Source organism: Ekhidna sp. ABH4_415, from assembly GCF_056161305.1.
Genome location: NZ_JBSWYW010000001.1, coordinates 393368 through 411073, shown reverse-complemented (window position 1 = coordinate 411073; position 17706 = coordinate 393368). Strand labels below are relative to the sequence as shown.

General features: G+C 42.3%; 14 protein-coding genes. 10 read left to right on the top strand and 4 right to left on the bottom strand.

The genetic code is table 11. From position 1 onward, the window contains the following. The first annotated feature begins 125 nt into the window (after positions 1-125). Genes ilvD through ilvA form a run of 5 tightly spaced genes read left to right on the top strand, consistent with a single transcriptional unit; the run spans position 126 to position 6471 of the window. The gene (ilvD, locus tag ACXAH9_RS01800) at positions 126-1799 is read left to right on the top strand and encodes a dihydroxy-acid dehydratase (protein WP_474893176.1); all 1674 of its coding nucleotides are present in this window, start codon (positions 126-128) and stop codon (positions 1797-1799) included. A gap of 25 nt (positions 1800-1824) precedes the next feature. Next, a complete protein-coding gene (gene ilvB / locus ACXAH9_RS01795) occupies positions 1825-3555 on the top strand; it encodes a biosynthetic-type acetolactate synthase large subunit (protein WP_474893175.1) in 1731 nt (576 codons plus the stop codon). After that, positions 3555-4112 carry an acetolactate synthase small subunit gene (gene ilvN, locus ACXAH9_RS01790; RefSeq protein ID WP_474893174.1) on the top strand — a complete coding sequence of 186 codons (558 nt, stop codon included), beginning with the start codon at positions 3555-3557 and terminating at the stop codon, positions 4110-4112. Before ilvB ends, ilvN begins: the two co-directional genes overlap by 1 nt. Before the next feature lie 47 nt (positions 4113-4159). Further along, a complete protein-coding gene (gene ilvC / locus ACXAH9_RS01785; RefSeq protein WP_474893173.1) occupies positions 4160-5206 on the top strand; it encodes a ketol-acid reductoisomerase in 1047 nt (348 codons plus the stop codon). A gap of 2 nt (positions 5207-5208) precedes the next feature. Next, the gene (gene ilvA / locus ACXAH9_RS01780) at positions 5209-6471 is read left to right on the top strand and encodes a threonine ammonia-lyase (protein WP_474893172.1); all 1263 of its coding nucleotides are present in this window, start codon (positions 5209-5211) and stop codon (positions 6469-6471) included. A 10-nt stretch (positions 6472-6481) separates the two neighbouring features. Here the strand turns inward: ilvA and ACXAH9_RS01775 are convergent, their stop codons facing one another. Then, entirely contained in the window at positions 6482-7432 is a 951-nt protein-coding gene (locus ACXAH9_RS01775; RefSeq protein ID WP_474893171.1) for a zinc dependent phospholipase C family protein, read from the bottom strand. A gap of 60 nt (positions 7433-7492) precedes the next feature. Between ACXAH9_RS01775 and ACXAH9_RS01770 the strand changes: the two genes are divergently transcribed. Beyond that, complete coding sequence (locus tag ACXAH9_RS01770; RefSeq protein ID WP_474893170.1) at positions 7493-8215, top strand: hypothetical protein; 723 nt, start codon at positions 7493-7495, stop codon at positions 8213-8215. Here the strand turns inward: ACXAH9_RS01770 and ACXAH9_RS01765 are convergent. Both ACXAH9_RS01765 and ACXAH9_RS01760 read right to left on the bottom strand, forming a co-directional pair. Continuing rightward, entirely contained in the window at positions 8212-8922 is a 711-nt protein-coding gene (locus ACXAH9_RS01765; protein ID WP_474893169.1) for a ZIP family metal transporter, read from the bottom strand. The genes ACXAH9_RS01770 and ACXAH9_RS01765 overlap by 4 nt on opposite strands. 50 nt (positions 8923-8972) lie before the next feature. Further along, entirely contained in the window at positions 8973-10001 is a 1029-nt protein-coding gene (locus ACXAH9_RS01760; RefSeq protein WP_474893168.1) for an FAD:protein FMN transferase, read from the bottom strand. A gap of 68 nt (positions 10002-10069) precedes the next feature. Here ACXAH9_RS01760 and ruvB point away from each other — a divergent pair, with 68 nt between their 5' ends. From ruvB to ACXAH9_RS01740, 4 genes are all read left to right on the top strand, one after another. Next, complete coding sequence (ruvB, locus tag ACXAH9_RS01755) at positions 10070-11095, top strand: Holliday junction branch migration DNA helicase RuvB (protein ID WP_474893167.1); 1026 nt, start codon at positions 10070-10072, stop codon at positions 11093-11095. Between the two features lie 41 nt (positions 11096-11136). Next, positions 11137-11724 (top strand): superoxide dismutase family protein, encoded by a 588-nt coding sequence (locus ACXAH9_RS01750; RefSeq protein WP_474893166.1) that lies wholly within the window; start codon positions 11137-11139, stop codon positions 11722-11724. Between the two features lie 237 nt (positions 11725-11961). After that, positions 11962-15432, top strand: a complete 3471-nt coding sequence (locus ACXAH9_RS01745) for a ligand-binding sensor domain-containing protein (protein WP_474893165.1) — start codon at positions 11962-11964, stop codon at positions 15430-15432. Then, a complete protein-coding gene (locus ACXAH9_RS01740; RefSeq protein ID WP_474893164.1) occupies positions 15419-17383 on the top strand; it encodes a response regulator in 1965 nt (654 codons plus the stop codon). Before ACXAH9_RS01745 ends, ACXAH9_RS01740 begins: the two co-directional genes overlap by 14 nt. A gap of 132 nt (positions 17384-17515) precedes the next feature. On the opposite strand, the gene ACXAH9_RS01735 is transcribed toward ACXAH9_RS01740, so the two are convergent. Then, positions 17516-17656, bottom strand: a complete 141-nt coding sequence (locus ACXAH9_RS01735; protein ID WP_474893163.1) for a hypothetical protein — start codon at positions 17654-17656, stop codon at positions 17516-17518. Positions 17657-17706: the final 50 nt, after the last annotated feature.

Here is a 17706-nt window from a genome sequence, read left to right as displayed (position 1 = left end):
TATCGTCTCTATTCTTAACGTCATTATCATTTACGATATGCGCTGAGGAGACTATTGATAAATAAAAATATTCAAGAACCCTTCTCAGCATCTGAGAGGGGTTTTTTTTATGTCAAAACGGAACAATGTCAGAATTAAATAAATACAGCAAAACGATCACACAGGATCCATCCCAGCCGGGTTCCCAGGCACAGCTATACGCTTTGGGCCTTTCTGAAAAGGATCTTAAAAAAGGACAGGTGGGCATTGTCAGCACTGGATTTGAGGGCAACCCGTGCAATATGCACTTAAACATTCTGGCTCATCAAGTCAAGAAAAGTGTAAATGAGGCTGACCTACTGGGTCTGATTTTTCATACCATCGGAGTGAGTGATGGGATGTCCAACGGAACAGTAGGCATGAAGTATTCATTGGTGTCTAGAGACATTATTGCTGATTCCATTGAAACAGTAGCCAATGCACAGTTTTATGATGCGGTTGTGCCTGTGGTGGGTTGTGATAAAAACATGCCGGGCTCCATCATAGCATTGGGTAGACTAAACAGACCGGGACTGATGGTCTATGGTGGCACGGTAAAACCCGGGAAGTGGAAAGGGAAAAAGCTGAACATCGTCTCTGCTTTCGAGGCGTATGGTCAAAAGCTTGGAAAAAATATTTCCGATGAAGATTATAATGGCATCATAAAAAATGCAATTCCTGGTCCGGGAGCTTGTGGGGGCATGTATACCGCTAATACCATGTCTTCAGCGATTGAGGCACTAGGGATGAGCCTGCCTACATCCTCCTCTAATCCTGCAGTAAGTGACGATAAAAACCGAGAAACGTATCAGGTAGGACTTGCAATCAAACACTTGCTAAAAGAAGATATCCGACCTTCTGATATCATGACCAGGGAGGCATTTGATAACTCCCTCCGTCTGATCATGGTGCTAGGTGGCTCTACCAATGCTGTGTTGCATATGATTGCCATGGCAAAATCCGTTGGTGTTTCTCTAAGCATAGATGATTTTCAAAGGATATCAGATTCCACTCCTTTTCTGGCTGATCTCAAGCCTAGTGGGGAATATCTGATGGAGGATCTGCATGATGTAGGTGGCATTCCGGGTGTAATGAAGATGATGCTGAAAGCAGGTTATCTAAATGGTGACTGTCTCACAGTAACAGGTAAGACCATCGCTGAGAATCTCGAAGGCTTTGGTGAGTTAAAGCCCAATCAAACAATCATCCATGACTTCAGCAATCCGATAAAAAAATCCGGACATCTTCAAATCCTGAAAGGGAACCTGGCACCCCAAGGAGCTGTCGCGAAGATCACTGGTAAAGAAGGAGAATACTTTGAAGGTCCTGCCAGATGCTATGATGATGAGTTTGCTGCTATTGAAGGAATCGGCAAAGAAGTCAAGCCGGGAGAAGTCATTGTCATTCGATACTCCGGCCCGAAAGGTGGTCCCGGAATGCCGGAAATGCTAAAACCAACCGGAGCAGTGATGGGTGCGGGATTGGGAAAAGATGTGGCTTTGATAACCGACGGCAGGTTCTCAGGCGGATCTCATGGGTTTGTGGTGGGGCACATCACCCCGGAAGCTCAGGAAGGAGGTCCACTGGCTTTAATAGAAGACGGGGACATCATCGCCATTGATGCAAAAAAGAATACGATAAGCGTAAAGCTGACGGATGAAGTGCTTGCAAAACGTAAGGCCGCCTGGACTCAACCTGCCTATAAGGCCATAAAAGGCGTGCTAAAAAAATATATCAACTCTGTGAATACAGCCTCCGAAGGTTGCACAACAGATGAATGAATGGTTCAACGATAAATAATGGAGTATGGAAGCTTCGACATTAGAATTTGCAGTAAAATCGAAAGAGACTGAAACGATCCTTGGATCTGAGGCAGTACTAAAGTGCTTGTTAGCTGAAGGAGTTGATACCATTTTTGGATACCCGGGTGGTGCTATCATGCCAATCTATGATTCCCTGTTTGGTTATGATGACCAAATCAAACACTACATGGCAAGGCATGAGCAGGGAGCTATTCATGCTGCACAAGGATATGCCAGAGCTTCTGGAAAAACCGGGGTTTGCTTTGCTACCTCAGGTCCGGGAGCAACCAACCTCATTACCGGTCTCGCCGATGCGCAGATTGACTCAACTCCTCTCGTATGCATTACCGGCCAGGTAGCCAGTCACCTTTTAGGCAGTGACGCATTTCAGGAAACCGATGTAATTGGCATCTCTATGCCAGTGACCAAATGGAATTTTCAGGTGACTAAAGCAAATGAAATTCCAGTGGCACTTGCTCGTGCTTTTTACATTGCTCAGCAAGGAAGACCGGGCCCTGTAGTAATCGACATCACAAAAGATGCCCAACAAGAACTTTTCGAATATTCCTATGAAAAGTGTGCGCACATTAGAAGCTATGCTCCTTATCCAAAGTTGAATCATGAAGCTATCGGAAAAGCTGCTGCATTAATCAACGAAGCAAAAAAACCATTCTTGATTTTTGGGCAAGGTGTGACACTATCCGGTGCTGAAAAGGAACTTAAGAATTTCATTGAAAAAGGACACATACCAGCCGCCTCCACACTGCTGGGGCTTTCTGCATTATCAACTAAACATCCTTTGTACGTGGGATACACTGGTATGCACGGTAACTATGGACCCAATCTCAAGACCAATGAATGTGACGTCCTCATTGCCGTGGGCATGCGTTTCGATGACCGGGTGACAGGAGACCTGGAGACCTACGCCAAAAACTCGAAGGTGATTCACATTGAGCTGGATGAGGCAGAGATAGACAAGAACGTAAAGACAGATGTAGCCATTCACGCAGATGCAAAAGAAGCGCTTGAGGCATTGCTCCCAATGGTAAAACAAGCAGATCATTCTGAATGGCTAGCTGAATTTAAGGCCTGTGAAAAAATCGAAGATGAAAAAGTAGTTGCAAAGGCGATTACTCCCTCGACAGATAAAATGACTATGGCTGAGGTTATCAGTAAACTTTCTGATAAGACCAATGGAAAATCCATGGTTTTGACCGACGTGGGTCAGCATCAGATGATGACCAGCAGGTACTACCGATTTGATCAGGAAAGAAGCCATATCACTTCCGGAGGATTAGGAACCATGGGCTTCTGTCTTCCCGCTGCTATCGGGGCGAAAATAGGTGCGCCGGATCGTGAAGTGATTGCCATCATTGGGGATGGTGGATTCCAGATGACCCTGCAGGAAATGGCACTCATCATGGAGTATCAAATCCCTGTGAAGATCATGATTCTTAATAATGAGTTTTTGGGAATGGTACGACAGTGGCAGCAGCTCTTTTTTGACAAAAGGTATTCATTCACCAAGATGGAAAACCCTGATTTCATCAAGCTATCAGAGGCCTACAATATACCTGCCCAAAAAGTGGTCGATAGGAAGGAGCTTGAACAGGCCTTTGAAAATTGGCTGGGAACTTCGGGCCCTAGCCTGCTGGAAGTGGTGGTAGAAAAAGAAGAAAATGTATTTCCAATGGTTCCCACGGGGAGCTGTGTTTCTAAAATACGCTTAGAGTGATGAGTATGGAAGATTATACGATATCGGTATTGACTGAAGACAAACCCGGCTTGCTAAACAAGCTAACGATCATCTTCAATCGAAGGAAAATAAACATCCAAAGCTTGAATGTATCCACAACTGAAATACCAGGCGTCAGCAGGTACACTCTTGTAGTTCATGGTGAAAAATCTACGCTGGACAAAGTTGTAAGCCAAATCAGAAAATTGATTGACGTGCTGGGCGCATTCATTTATGACAAAAATGAGATCTACTATCAAGAGATAGCGCTCTACAAACTTTCACTGGATTCTTTCAGGGAGAATGCTTCGATTGAACAATTGCTAAGAAAATATGGGGCAAAAATACTCGCGATTGAAGATGATCAGATTGTACTCGAGAAAACGGGGGCGCAAGAGGATACTCATCAATTGTATGAGGCACTCGAACCTTACGGGATATTGGAATTTGTGAGGTCTGGAAGGGTCGCCTTATCTAAGTCAAAAAGAAAGACTGAGGCATTTATCCATGAGCTTGAAACTGCAAAATCCCGAAACCTCAGTATCAAAGAATTTTAGGAAATCTAAAACAGAAACAAAGTACTAACAGAATAAACGTAATTAAAATGGCAAAAATTGATTTTGGAGGAACGATAGAAGAAGTCGTAACCAGAGAAGAATTCCCACTTAGTAAGGCACAAGAAACACTGAAAGATGAAACCATCGCGGTGATCGGATATGGTGTCCAAGGACCGGGTCAGGCATTAAACCTGAAAGACAATGGCTTCAACGTCATAGTCGGTCAGCGGAAAGGAGGCAGCTCTTGGGACAAAGCTGTTTCAGATGGATTTGTAGAAGGAAAGGATCTTTTTGAGATCGAAGAAGCATGTGAGAAAGGTACCATCATCCAATACCTGCTTTCTGATGCCGGACAGATAGCTCAGTGGCCTACCGTTAAAAAACACCTGACACCAGGGAAAGCACTCTACTTTTCGCACGGATTTGGAGTTACCTATCACGATCAAACGGGGATTATACCCCCTGCAGACGTGGATGTAATCCTCGTAGCTCCTAAAGGCTCGGGAACCTCGCTCAGAAGATTATTTGTGGCTGGGAAAGGCCTAAATTCCTCGTTTGCCATCCATCAGGATGCCACAGCAAAAGCAAGAGATCGTGTGATAGCACTGGGTATTGGCGTGGGGTCCGGCTACCTTTTTGAGACAGACTTTAAAAAAGAGGTATACAGTGACCTTACCGGCGAGCGGGGTAGCCTCATGGGAGCGATCCAGGGACTCTTTGCAGCGCAGTATGACCTCCTTAGAAAGAAAGGCCACTCTCCTTCTGAAGCTTTCAATGAAACGGTGGAAGAGGCAACTCAGTCACTTTACCCATTGGTAGCAGAAAATGGCATGGATTGGATGTATGCCAATTGCTCCACCACAGCTCAAAGAGGAGCGCTGGATTGGTGGAAAAAATTCAGAGATGCCGTATCTCCGGTTTTTGAAGACCTCTATGACAGTGTGGCTAGCGCGAATGAAGCTCGCATCACCATTGAAGCAAATGAAAAATCGGATTACCGGAAAGGGCTTGAAAACGAGCTTGATGAATTACGAAAATCTGAAATGTGGCAAGCAGGCGCTGCGGTTAGAAGCCTGCGTCCGGAAAATAGCTAGGTATGCAAGTAAGTCAGCGTTATCATCCATCGGTTGAAAAAGTGAGAGAAGCGGCATCTTCCATTCGGGAGGTGGTTAGCTTCACTCCTTTGATGCCCAACCTCCATCTTTCCTCCGTTTTTGGTGCACACATCCAAATGAAACGGGAAGATCTCCAGTTGGTTCGGTCATATAAAATCAGGGGTGCACTCAACAAAATGAAGTCACTCTCCGCTTCCGAATTAAAAAATGGAGTCGTCTGTGCCAGCGCAGGGAATCACGCGCAGGGAGTCGCTCATTCATGCGCCATCCTTGAATGCAAGGGGGTCATTTACATGCCGGCCACCACACCTCGTCAAAAAATTACACAGGTAAAAATGTTTGGTAAGGAGTTCGTGGACGTGCGACTGGAAGGGGACACTTTTGATAATGCCAAGGCTCATGCGCTGATTTTTGCCCAAACCAATAAAGCCACTTTTATCCATCCGTTTGATGATCCTGAAATCATAGAAGGACAGGCTACCGTAGCGTTGGAACTACTTGAGCAGACAAATGAACCGATCGATTATCTGATCATCCCGGTAGGAGGCGGAGGAATGGCTGCCGGGGTAGGAAGTGTTTTCAAAACCCTTTCTCCAAATACCAGGATAATAGGTGTGGAACCTGCAGGCGCACCCTCAATGACCACCTCACTGAAAGAAGGGAAAAACGTGTCACTTGATTCCATTGAGAAATTTGTGGACGGAGCAGCAGTACAAAAAGTGGGCGATCTCAACTTCGACATCTGCAAGAAAGTAATTGATAAGATGGTGACCGTGCCTGAGGGAAAAGTCTGTGAAACAATCCTTTCATTGTATAATCGCGATGCAATCGTTGTGGAGCCTGCCGGAGCTCTTGCACTTTCAGCACTGGATCAATTGTCGGATGAAATTACTGGCAAGAATGTGGTTTGCATTGTGAGCGGAAGCAACAACGACATCACACGAACGGAAGAGATCAAAGAACGAGCGCTGCTTTATAAGGGGTTGAAACACTACTTTGTGGTTCGTTTTCCTCAAAGAGCCGGAGCACTGAAAGAATTTGTAGCAGAAATCCTGGGACCTTCCGATGACATCACTCACTTTGAGTATACCAAAAAGAATTCCCGGGAGACAGGATCGGCTGTGGTGGGAATTGAACTCAAGGAAAAAAGTAACCTTGATCCTTTAATATGCAGAATGAAAGAACGGAAGTTTTTTGGCGAATACTTGAACCACAAAGAAGATTTGCTCAACATTCTGATTTAACCATCAAGCGCTACTCCCCAATCCCAGCCTCATGGTTGCGAAGCTTCATGTTAGGATCTACCACAAAAGTGGAGTCTGGAAATTCCACATCAGAAAGTATATCTGACAGGTTGGGCTGTCCGGCCTTTACCCAACAGCTAAACCAGAAGTCGCCCACCATTTTAATGGATGCCCGCATACGTCGCTCCACCATTCCATTTAGTTTACGGTGATAGTCTTTGGAAAAATCGTAAGAATACGTTCGAATGGTGGTATTGCCACGCTCCTCATATCCATACTTCTTTGATTCCGGGTATCTTTTTGTCAGTTGCTTCTCAAAAAGCAGAACCGAATCAAGTGCTTCATGCGCCTTAACTACTGCATCCCACGCATAAAGCTGCAAATTCTCAACGTATTCAGCTTTCCCCGTAAGCAGGTCATAATCGTCTGAAAAAAGCTCTGGTAACCGTGACTCCCAGAATCCATGAATGCCGTATTGACCTGTGAATTGGCCGTTGTAGTTTTCAGTGGTATGGAGCGGCACATTAGCATCAGCGATGTAGTGTCCCATATCAGAGGAGAGCCTTAAAATCTGATCTGCATTTTTCTCCTGAAACGCCTTGATCAGCCAGTATGTCATTCGATTGATGTGGTAGGGGACAATGCCGTATGCTTGCAGCGTATCCTCCGTATACATCTCTACCGCCTCGTCCCAATAGCGAGGCATTTTATAAACAGCCGAATCTCCATAAACATCTATGTCAATGTAGTGTCGTGCGGCCTCTTCTTTTACTGCGTACCTCCGCATGTCGGGATTGACCGCTTTCTCGGTGATGTACTGGATGTTTTGCTTGTAAAAACCAATCATTTCGGGCGGAAGCGTAAATACTGCCAATCGGTTAATCTTTCGATGAGCAAAGAATCCCCAGCTTTGAGAAAAGACTGGAAGTATGAATGCAATCGTCAGGAGAAAAATTCTCATGTATTGAAATTAGAAAAAAATGAATAGCTTAAATCGCTAATCAGAAATTAAGTTTTAAAGATGTACAGACTTTTCCTCCTTTTTGTTTTGGTCTTACTTGGTTGCAAATCCGATAGCCCTTTCACCGAAAAAGCATGCAACGAATCAGCTGGATACATGGTTTTCAAACCATGCAGAGAACTTACTTACCTGGCTAAATTCTGGGATAGTGAAAATAATTTAATATCAGAAAGTCGTGTTTGGATCATGGCAACTGGGAATACCTGGGAATTTTCTGACAGACAAAATGAGCTGCTTATCGCCTATGAATTTGATAGCTTGGATGTTGATCGAATCAATGAATATGCTATAAACAAAGGCCTAAATGATCGGTTATGGCAAAAACAAGAGGCGACTGGGGTAATCGAAAATGAAAATCGAATTTGGATGCATCCATTTAGATCAAATCAATTCAGCTTCACCGAAGTAGCACCATTCCCGAGCATAAGATTACCAATAGAGCCCGGCGTACAATGGTCAAGTACTTTAAGCATCCACGATGGCTGGGGGGATTGGTCTAATTCAGTTTTGTCAAATAACTATGAGATTTTGGACTATGAAGAAATTGAAACACCTTATGGTGAGTTGGAAGCATGGCATGTAAGCTCTTACACGTCAGCACCTTTTGGTACTTCAACACATAATTTTTGGTTTCATCCGGATATAGGTTTTGTGAAAATGATGATCCATAACTATGCTGGACAGACTATGCAAATAGAGCTAATCAACGTAAAAGACAGCTAAATCATAAACTCCACCAGGATAGCCAACACTGCTCCCAGCAAGCTGATGAGTATTTTATTCAGGCCGAAGTGGTGGTCAGGGCTGGCCTCCACGAAAATTGTAGTGGAAATGTGCAGGAAACTTCCACAAACGATCGCAAACACAATCAAAAGTGAATCAGCTGAGAGGAGCAAAAGATCACTTAAAAGTAAACCTGCCGGTGATGCCAGACTAAACAATATCAGCAAGTAAATGGCCTTTTTGCCAAGTCCCTGCATGGTGGCCATTAATGCGAAGGCCGCAGGCATTTTATGTAATACAATTCCCAGCAGAAGTGAATAGGATTCATGCTTTTCATGAAAAGGAGAATCATGCGTAAGCAACGTCCCTTCAAGTAAACTATGGACCACCAACGCAATAACGATAGAGGCTCTTCCGCTGGTAGAAACTGCCTTGTGTTTATGCACATGACCATGCTCTACTCCGGAAGAAAAGTATTCCAAAAACTGTTGCAAGAAAAAGCCGATGAGAACATACAAGCCAATCGTAGATGGGTTGCTGCTAATGGAGAACAGCTCCGGAATGATGTGTATAATGGTAATCGCAAAGAGGTAAGAGCCTGCAAAAATGAGCGGCAGACGTAGGTTTTTCTGTACACCTGGAATGAGGTTTAGACTCAGTCCACCCAGTAGCGTACATGCAATAAGAATGATAATGGTTAAAAGCATGAATGATTAGGTTTTGCTTTCATAGGGCTTAAAACTAAATACCCGTTATTTTAATTCCCCTTCGCATTATTCATTTCCAAAAATGGTCGAATCCCTCCTGAAACAAAACTTTCAATCCCGTTTTCTGAACGATAAATAAAAATGGCATCCAGATTCTGAGCCTTCAGAATTTCTTTGGAATATTCCAGCCCAAGTACCATGAAGGCAGTGGCGTACGCATCTGCCGTCATACAATCTGATGCAAATACTGATGCACTTAATAAATTATGTTTCGCCGAGTATCCGGTCCGTGGATCAATGATGTGAGCGAAAATCTGCCCGTCTTTTTCATAATAGTTGCGATAGTTACCGGAGGTAGCAAGCGATAGATCTTTCAATCTTACTATTGCCATAAGCTTTTGTTCGTTGGATTGAACCGTTGGATCCTCAATGCCAAGTGCCCAAGGCTTGTCCTGATCATTTTTACCTCTGCATCTCACCTCTCCACCTATTTCGACCATGTAGTTTTCAATTCCCCTTTCTTCCAGCAATTCAGCCACTACATCCACCGCATAGCCTTTGGCTATGGCGCTAAAATCCAGCTGAAAATTTGACGGAAGTGACACGTTTTCTTCATCAAAGCTCACCTGCCCAAATCCAATCACCCCTTTCAAGGAATCTACTTTTGCAGCGTCCAGATTCGGAATGCTTTTATCCGGACCGAAACCCCAGGCCTGAACCAACGGACCAATGCTTGGGTCAAACGTTCCTCCTGTTTGCTCAAAAACCTTTTTACTGGCCTTCAGTACCGGGTAAAAAAATTTTGATTCGTAAGACAGTGCCCCTGTTTCATTTAACCTTGAAATTTCAGAATCTGAAATGTATGTAGAGAGGCTTTGATTAAAATCCACCAATTCCTGCGAAATCATTGCATCCAGATCTTCCACCGCACTCGCTACATATTTCACATTGTATACGATGGTACCCATGGTTTGCCCCTGAATGTGGTGTAATCTGGGGCTATCCTTTCTTAGGTACGAGAGAAGAACAAAGCCCACCGCCAGGCTTATTCCGAAAATAATGAGACGCTTTTTTTTCATTGCAATAATGTTGAAGGCAAAACTAAATCAATCGGGTTCAATCCCATTGTAGTTTATATTTGAGGTCAATGCGAGAAGACTACTTACAAGCGGATGGTGAGGGGATGGAATCCTCAGAAAAAGAAATAGAAAAGGCACTACGACCCCTCGCCTTTTCTGATTTTACAGGACAGAAAAAAGTAGTAGAAAATCTAAAAATCTTTGTTGAAGCTGCTAAGCAGCGAACCGAGCCCCTGGATCATGTACTGCTTCACGGTCCTCCCGGCCTTGGTAAAACCACGCTTTCTTTCATTATTGCCAATGAGCTGCGATCAAACATCAAGGTCACTTCCGGACCCGTGCTGGACAAGGCAAGTGAATTAGCCGGCCTCCTCACCAACCTTGAGCCTCACGATGTACTGTTCATTGATGAAATCCATCGGCTGAATCCGGTTGTTGAGGAATACCTCTACTCTGCCATGGAGGATTATCGAATTGACATCATGCTGGACTCAGGCCCAAATGCCCGTTCAGTTCAGATTGAGCTGAATCCATTTACATTGATTGGTGCAACCACACGATCAGGCCTGCTCACCTCCCCCCTTCGCGCACGTTTTGGCATCAATGCACGTCTGGAATACTATGATGCAAAACTGCTGACCAAAATTGTGGGACGATCAGCAGATATCCTCAATTCCATCATCGATGAAGAGGCTGCTTTTGAGATTGCACGAAGAAGCCGGGGCACCCCCCGTATTGCTAACAATCTGCTAAGAAGAACCAGGGATTTTGCGCAGATCAAAGGAGATGGAGCCATCACACTGGATATTTCAAAAGTGGCGCTTAAAGCGCTGGATGTGGATGATCATGGATTGGATGAAATGGATAACCGCATTTTATCTACCATCATCAATAAATTTAAAGGTGGCCCAGTGGGTCTGGGCACAATAGCCACCGCCTGTGGCGAAGAGTCCGAGACCATCGAGGAAGTCTACGAACCATTTTTAATCCAGGAAGGATACATCAAACGAACCTCCAGAGGTAGAGAAGCCACTGAGCTTGCCTATAAACATTTAGGAATTTTGCCTCCCTCGCAAACCGGATCATTGTTTTAGTGGTTTAATTTTTGTGGGTTGTTAATTCAAAAACTACTTCAATGAGAGCATTTGCTTTTCTTTTCACTTTGATACTGTTCTCCGGATGTGACAAGGAGAAAGATCCAGGGCCTAAAACATTCGCAGCAGCAGACATTTACTGGGTTAGCTCTGAGAATGGAGAAGTTTATGAAAAGGGAGAATGGATGGGTAATGCCTCTTTTGTCTATCAGGATGGAGTGACCATCTTAGAAGTGCAAGTATCAGGAATGGAGCCCAACACTTCTCATGCTATGCACCTCCATCAGGGAACACTTGAGGAACCCGGAAGGCATTGGAATCAAGGGAAATTTGTTGCTTTCTGCGATACAAAGAGCCTTGGGGAATTTTGGCTAAAACCCTTTGCAGGAGACGTTGGGAATATTTCTGTTGATGAAGACGGAAATGGTATATTCAAATTGAAAACTGATCTCTGGAGCTTAGGAACAGAAAACGAATCCGATATCACAGGAACCATATTATTCATTCATCAAAATTTTGAAGATTTCGGAAACGAATGCGACCCCAATCACGATCATGACCATGGAGGACATATGAATCCAAAGATTGCTGGTGGAGCTATAATTTTAAATGAACAAGTTCTCCAATAGATCAACTGAAAGCGATAATATTGCTCGCCGCAATCAAACCTAAAAGGATTGCATAAAGCACTGCTATCAGAACTTTCCCTAAATACGTTTCATTTTGAGAATTCATAAAACACACTTTTGGCTTTAAATGCAAAAAGGAGTAATACGCTGAATTCATTCTTGCTGAAAGGCTTACATTTTCTGCATTTTTATTAATCTTTTCCAGAACTTGTGTTCGTAATTACGTAAGTCCTACTTATGCACCTTTCTGCAAGGCACATATTGACAGCAATCTTTTACTCAATTTTATCGGGTGTAGCTGCACAGCATGCAAGCGATCTATACTCATTTACATTCGAGACATATCAAAAATCTGACGGACTTAATCAAAGTAGCACCAATGCAATGTTTCAAGACAGTGAGGATATGTTGTGGATTGCTAATTTTGGAGGAGCCAATAACTTCGATGGATATCAGTTTAAATCTTTCGTCAATGTATTTGGGGATTCTACAACCCTCTCGGATGATGTGGTGTGGACTTTTGAAGAAGATGAAAGAAATAATTTATGGTTAGGCACTAAGAATGGAATAAATCTCTTCCACAGAAAAAGTCAAACGTTTAGTGCCTTCAACCCTGTAGACAGGTCATCCATCTTATCTGTAAAAGCTATTAAGTCTATTGGTAACGAACAGCTTCTTGTAGGAACAGAGGGTGAAGGTCTCTTTGTTTTCAATACCAATGATCATTCGTTTGAACCGTTTTCTGAAATCAATAATTCCAAAATCACATCCATAGCTGAATCTACAAAATCATACTGGATAGGAACTGAAAACGATGGGTTGTATGAAATTGATAAAACAACTCATAGACATATAAGTCATTTAGAAAGTGGTGGCCTTGATGCTATTTTCATTCAAACATTGCACGTAGATAATGACAAAACTTTGTGGATAGGTACGGATAAGGACGGACTTTACATGAAAGCTCTTGATTTTGACGAGTTCAAATCTGCTTCAGAGGTATTTGAAACTCATCAATTAGGCAATCGAATTCAAGCAATAGCATCAGATGATGAAGATCGAATTTGGATAGGAAGTGCTACCGAAGGACTGACGATTTATGATAAGGTCAAAAAAATGTGTTATCACTTCAAACATCAGATTGGGAGTTCCAGATCAATTGCTGATAATAACATCAGCAGTATATACATTGGTGCAAACAACGCTGTTTACATTGGGTATTTTCAAAAAGGGTTCGATAAGGTGGTTGAAACGCCATTTAGGATTATTGAGGCCATCCCAATTGACCCAAACACCTTATCACACAACAATGTTTACAGCCTCTTACATGATAGTAAAGGTAGATTTTGGGCGGGAACCTATGGGGGAGGCCTCAACTTACAATCATCAGAAGATCCAGCAAAGTTTACACATTTTAAGCATAACCCAACTGATCCAACATCGATAAGCCATAATTGGATTCGATATATTTATGAGGATTCTAACAATCAAATTTGGATAGGAACCTGGGGTGGTGGTCTAAACCGATTCATTGAAAAAGATCAGACTTTCAGACGATACATGCATAATCCAAAAGACCCTTCTAGCCTCAGCATGAATACGGTAGAGTCCATTTTTGAGGACTCAAACGGAAAAATCTGGATTGCTACATATGGTGAGGGTGTTAATATTTATCAGCCTGAATCTGATAATTTCAAACATATTAATCACCAACCCAATGATCCCAATTCTTTATCAGACGATCATATTACCGCTTTTTTTGAAGATGAATCTGGAAATATTTGGATAAGCACCTACGGAGGGGGATTAAACAAATACAATCCTCAAACCGGCGTTTTTACTCATTTTATCCCCAATCCAAATGATCCGAAAAGTCTCAATGATTTCAAAGTGCTCTTTATTTATAACGACCCGTCAAAAGAATTTTTCTGGCTCACAACTCTTGGCGGGGGGTTAAACAAGGTATACCCCGACAAAGGCGAATTTCACCACTTCACTACTAATGAGGGGCTTCCCAATAATACCACCATTGGCATGCTACAAGCGTCTGATAATAGCTATTGGATTAGCACCAACAATGGCTTGTCCCATTTTTTTCCGAAAGAAGAAAGATTTGTGAACTACTCCTCCGCAAACGGTCTTGGTAGTGACGATTTTAACCTAGCCGGATTTAGTAAAGACACTTCCGGCTACCTGTATTTTGGAGGCAAACAAGGTATAACATACTTTCACCCAGATGAAGTTAGAATTTCCCAGCTATTTCCACGGAATAGTGTTACCTCTGTAAAAATTAATAATCTGCCTGTTGATATCGCTGAGGCGGTGGAAATCAAGTTTAGGGACAGACTAAACGTACAATTTGCGGCAATAAACCCAACATCTGTAAAGAAGATTCAATACGCTTATCAATTCGATGGTGATACCAGCTGGTTTCCTATGGCATCAGATCGAACACTGGAGTTAATTTCTTTGGAACCAGGAGATCATACCTTTAAAATCAGGTCAACCAACAGTGATGGTATATGGAATCCAGAACCACTTATTTTCACAGTCAATGTCATTCCTCCCTGGTATAAGACCTCTACCTTTAAGTTGATTTCATTCATGCTATTAATAGGTGCTATGGTAGGTTATGGTAGGTTTAGAAGTAGAAATTTATACAGGCAACAAAAGGCACTCAAAAGGCTTGTAGATGAGCGAACTAAAACGATTGAAAAGAAGAACCATGATCTTCAAAAAGCATATGATAAGTACAAAGAACTTGAGCAATTCAAGGAATCATTAGTGGGTATGGTAGCACATGACCTAAAAAATCCACTAACGTCCATCATTAGTAGGGTAAACGGTGAAAAAAGTAATGATTTAGAACAAATCAAGCGCTCCGGAAATCACATGCTTACTTTGATCGAAAACATGCTGGATGTCCTTCGTTTTGAGAAATCAAAAATGGTATTGAGCATCAGTGATTTCTCTGTAGCTCAGATAGTTAATGAGGTCATAGAAGAATTAAAACCAATTGCCGATGAGCAGGGCATTCAATTGATCAACAAAATAAATCGTGAATACATTGTACGTGCGGACCAGCAACTCATCCATCGTGTTTTGAACAATCTCATCTCAAATGCCATTAAATATTCTCATTTCAATTGCACCGTTGAAGTTTTAGCAAAACCATCTGATGGCAGACTAAAGGTTTCTGTAAAGGATTACGGGGAAGGAATTCCCCCACAAGATCTCAAGAAGATATTTGAACAATTTGAACAATCTGAAGCTAGATCCTTTGGTGGTGCTACTTCAACCGGGCTGGGATTATCTTTTTGCAAGCTTGCTATTCATGCACATGAACAAAAAATGGAAGTTGAATCCACTAAAGGTGAAGGCAGCATTTTTTCTTTCAAATTACCAATTGTGAGCAAGGGAAAGTCAATTCCACGTGAACAATTAAGCAGTCAATTATACTTTAATTTTAAAGATGCCGATTATCTAGTCTGGAAAGAAGTGGAAGAGAGAATAAACGAATTACAAGTGTATGAGGCAGGGAAGTGGTCTGAATTAGTTGATTTACTAATCGAAAAGAGTAGCAGCACTAAACCAATAGGTGATCAAATAATGCAACTGGTAACTCAATACGATCAAAATGGGATAAATTCATTCAAAGAAGAATTATCAAAATTTCTTGCCTCCACATCAGCACATGAATCAAATTGAGCCAAATACAAGTATTCTGGTCATTGATGACAAACCTGACAATCTTAAGATTATTATCAATGAGCTTAAGGAGTTAGGATTGCATAAGCATGCGCTTACGGCTCCCAATGGCAAGATTGGGCTGGAATTAGCCAAGAAGCACATTCCTCAATTAATCCTTACAGACTGGGAAATGCCTGAGATGGATGGTTATGAGCTGGTAGAAGTCATAAAAGCCGATGAATTACTAGCTCATATTCCAATTATTATGGTCACGGCTGCAATGAAAAACCCAGAAAATTTATCGGAATCTTTTACAGCTGGTGTACACGATTTCCTATCCAAACCATTTAATAAACTGGAATTTCAGGCCCGTATTAAAAATGTCCTTCGTCTGTCAGAAACGGAAAGAAGCTTAAGAGCTAGTTACAAGAAATTATCTGAGCTGGACAAAGCCAAATCCACATTTTTTGCCAACGTTTCGCATGACCTGAAAAACCCCATCGCAATCATATTGGGGTTGACTGACATGCTTTTGGTCGAGCACGAAGATGTACTCCCTCTTGACACCATTGATAAGCTTAGAGCCATTCAACGTTTTAGTAAAACCCTCAATAATCTTTCTACGGAAATTCGTGAATTGATTCGACTGGATGAGGGCCTGCTTAAACTCAACCGTACCAAATGCTATGTCAATGAGTTTATAGCGGATTTTTTTACTATTTACAAACCAATAGCAGAAGCAAAAGACGTATCTCTTAAATTTACGACATCACTCGATGATACCGATTGGGCTTTGATAGACACCTGGCACTTTGAAAAGGTCCTCTATAATCTATTATCCAATGCTTTTGAATATGCTCCAGCTGAAACCACTATTGAAATGGTATGCAATAAAGATGAGCAAAATCTTTACCTGTCCATTTTAGATGAGGGGCCTGGATTAGACCCATCACAACTTGATCAAATGTTTAACCGGTATTATACAAGTGATTCAATTAACAACAAAAGAGAGGGTTTAGGAATTGGACTGGCTATTGCAAAAGAAATTGTAACACTGCATGGAGGATCCATAGCTGTTCAAAACCGGAAAAAACAGGGAGCTAAATTTTCCATTAGCATTCCACTGGTTGCAGACTTACTACCCAAAGAAGGTGAGGCTGTAGAAAGATGGCTGAATGAATCGGTGATAACGCTATCTAAGGAAACCGAATCAGCTGAAACAATGCCCATGGATAAAGATATGAAGTCCGTTTTAATCGTCGACGATAATCCGGATATCAGATTGCTGATTTCAGAACTCTTGAGAAAGGAGTACCGCATTTATGAAGCTCGAAATGGTGCGGAAGCAATGAGCAAGCTTCAAGAGCGTGAAATAGACCTCATCATCACGGACCTTTCCATGCCTGTAATGGATGGGTTTGAATTCATCGAGCAGTTTCATGAGACTCGCTACAAAGACATTCCGTGTCTTATAGTATCAAGTAGAGCTGACAAAGATCAGCTTCATAAAGCCCTGGATCGTGGAGTAGAGTTTGTATTGCCCAAGCCTTTTGATGCAAAAGAGCTTCGAGCACGAGTAAAAAATTTGATTGAAAGATCAGATGGGGGTAGCAGCATTTCCACAACTTTCTCACACTTTGATCCTGAGGCGACACGAAAAGAAATGGTCAGACAACTAGAGACCCTGGTGGTTAAAAATATTGACAATCCGATGTTGGGCATCCAGAATCTTGCCAATGAAATAGCTGTGAGCCAACGGAAATTGTTTAAGGTTTTAAAGGACGCACTGGATATTACCCCTCTTGAGTTTATCAAACAAATAAGGTTCCAATACGCAGAGGAGTTGATAAAGCTGCGAAAAGTAGGATCATTATCTGATGCCGCTAAAGCCATTGGCATGACCAATGTCACCAACTTCAAAAAACAATACGAACGATTCCTAGGCCAAGAACCTAAATTGTCTGAATAAAAAAAGTCCCGACACACCACTGCCGGGACACCATCACGCAAGGCTAGCCTTGCCTATCACCATTGTTTTTAACAACTGGACAATTCCAGTGTCAAGGGAGTATAAACTCCTAACCAACTACTATCCTAAATCTTAATATGCTGCCTGAATCAAGGTATGCAAGCCATAAGTTACAATTGCATAGTAGCCAAGCACAGTAGCTGTTGCAATTACATTGTTCATCTCCTTGATGTTGATTTCTGCTTCCTTTTGTTTAGTATACACTCGATTCATTTTATTTTCTTTTTAATTTCTAATACAAACTTCGAGTAATGGGGTTTTCA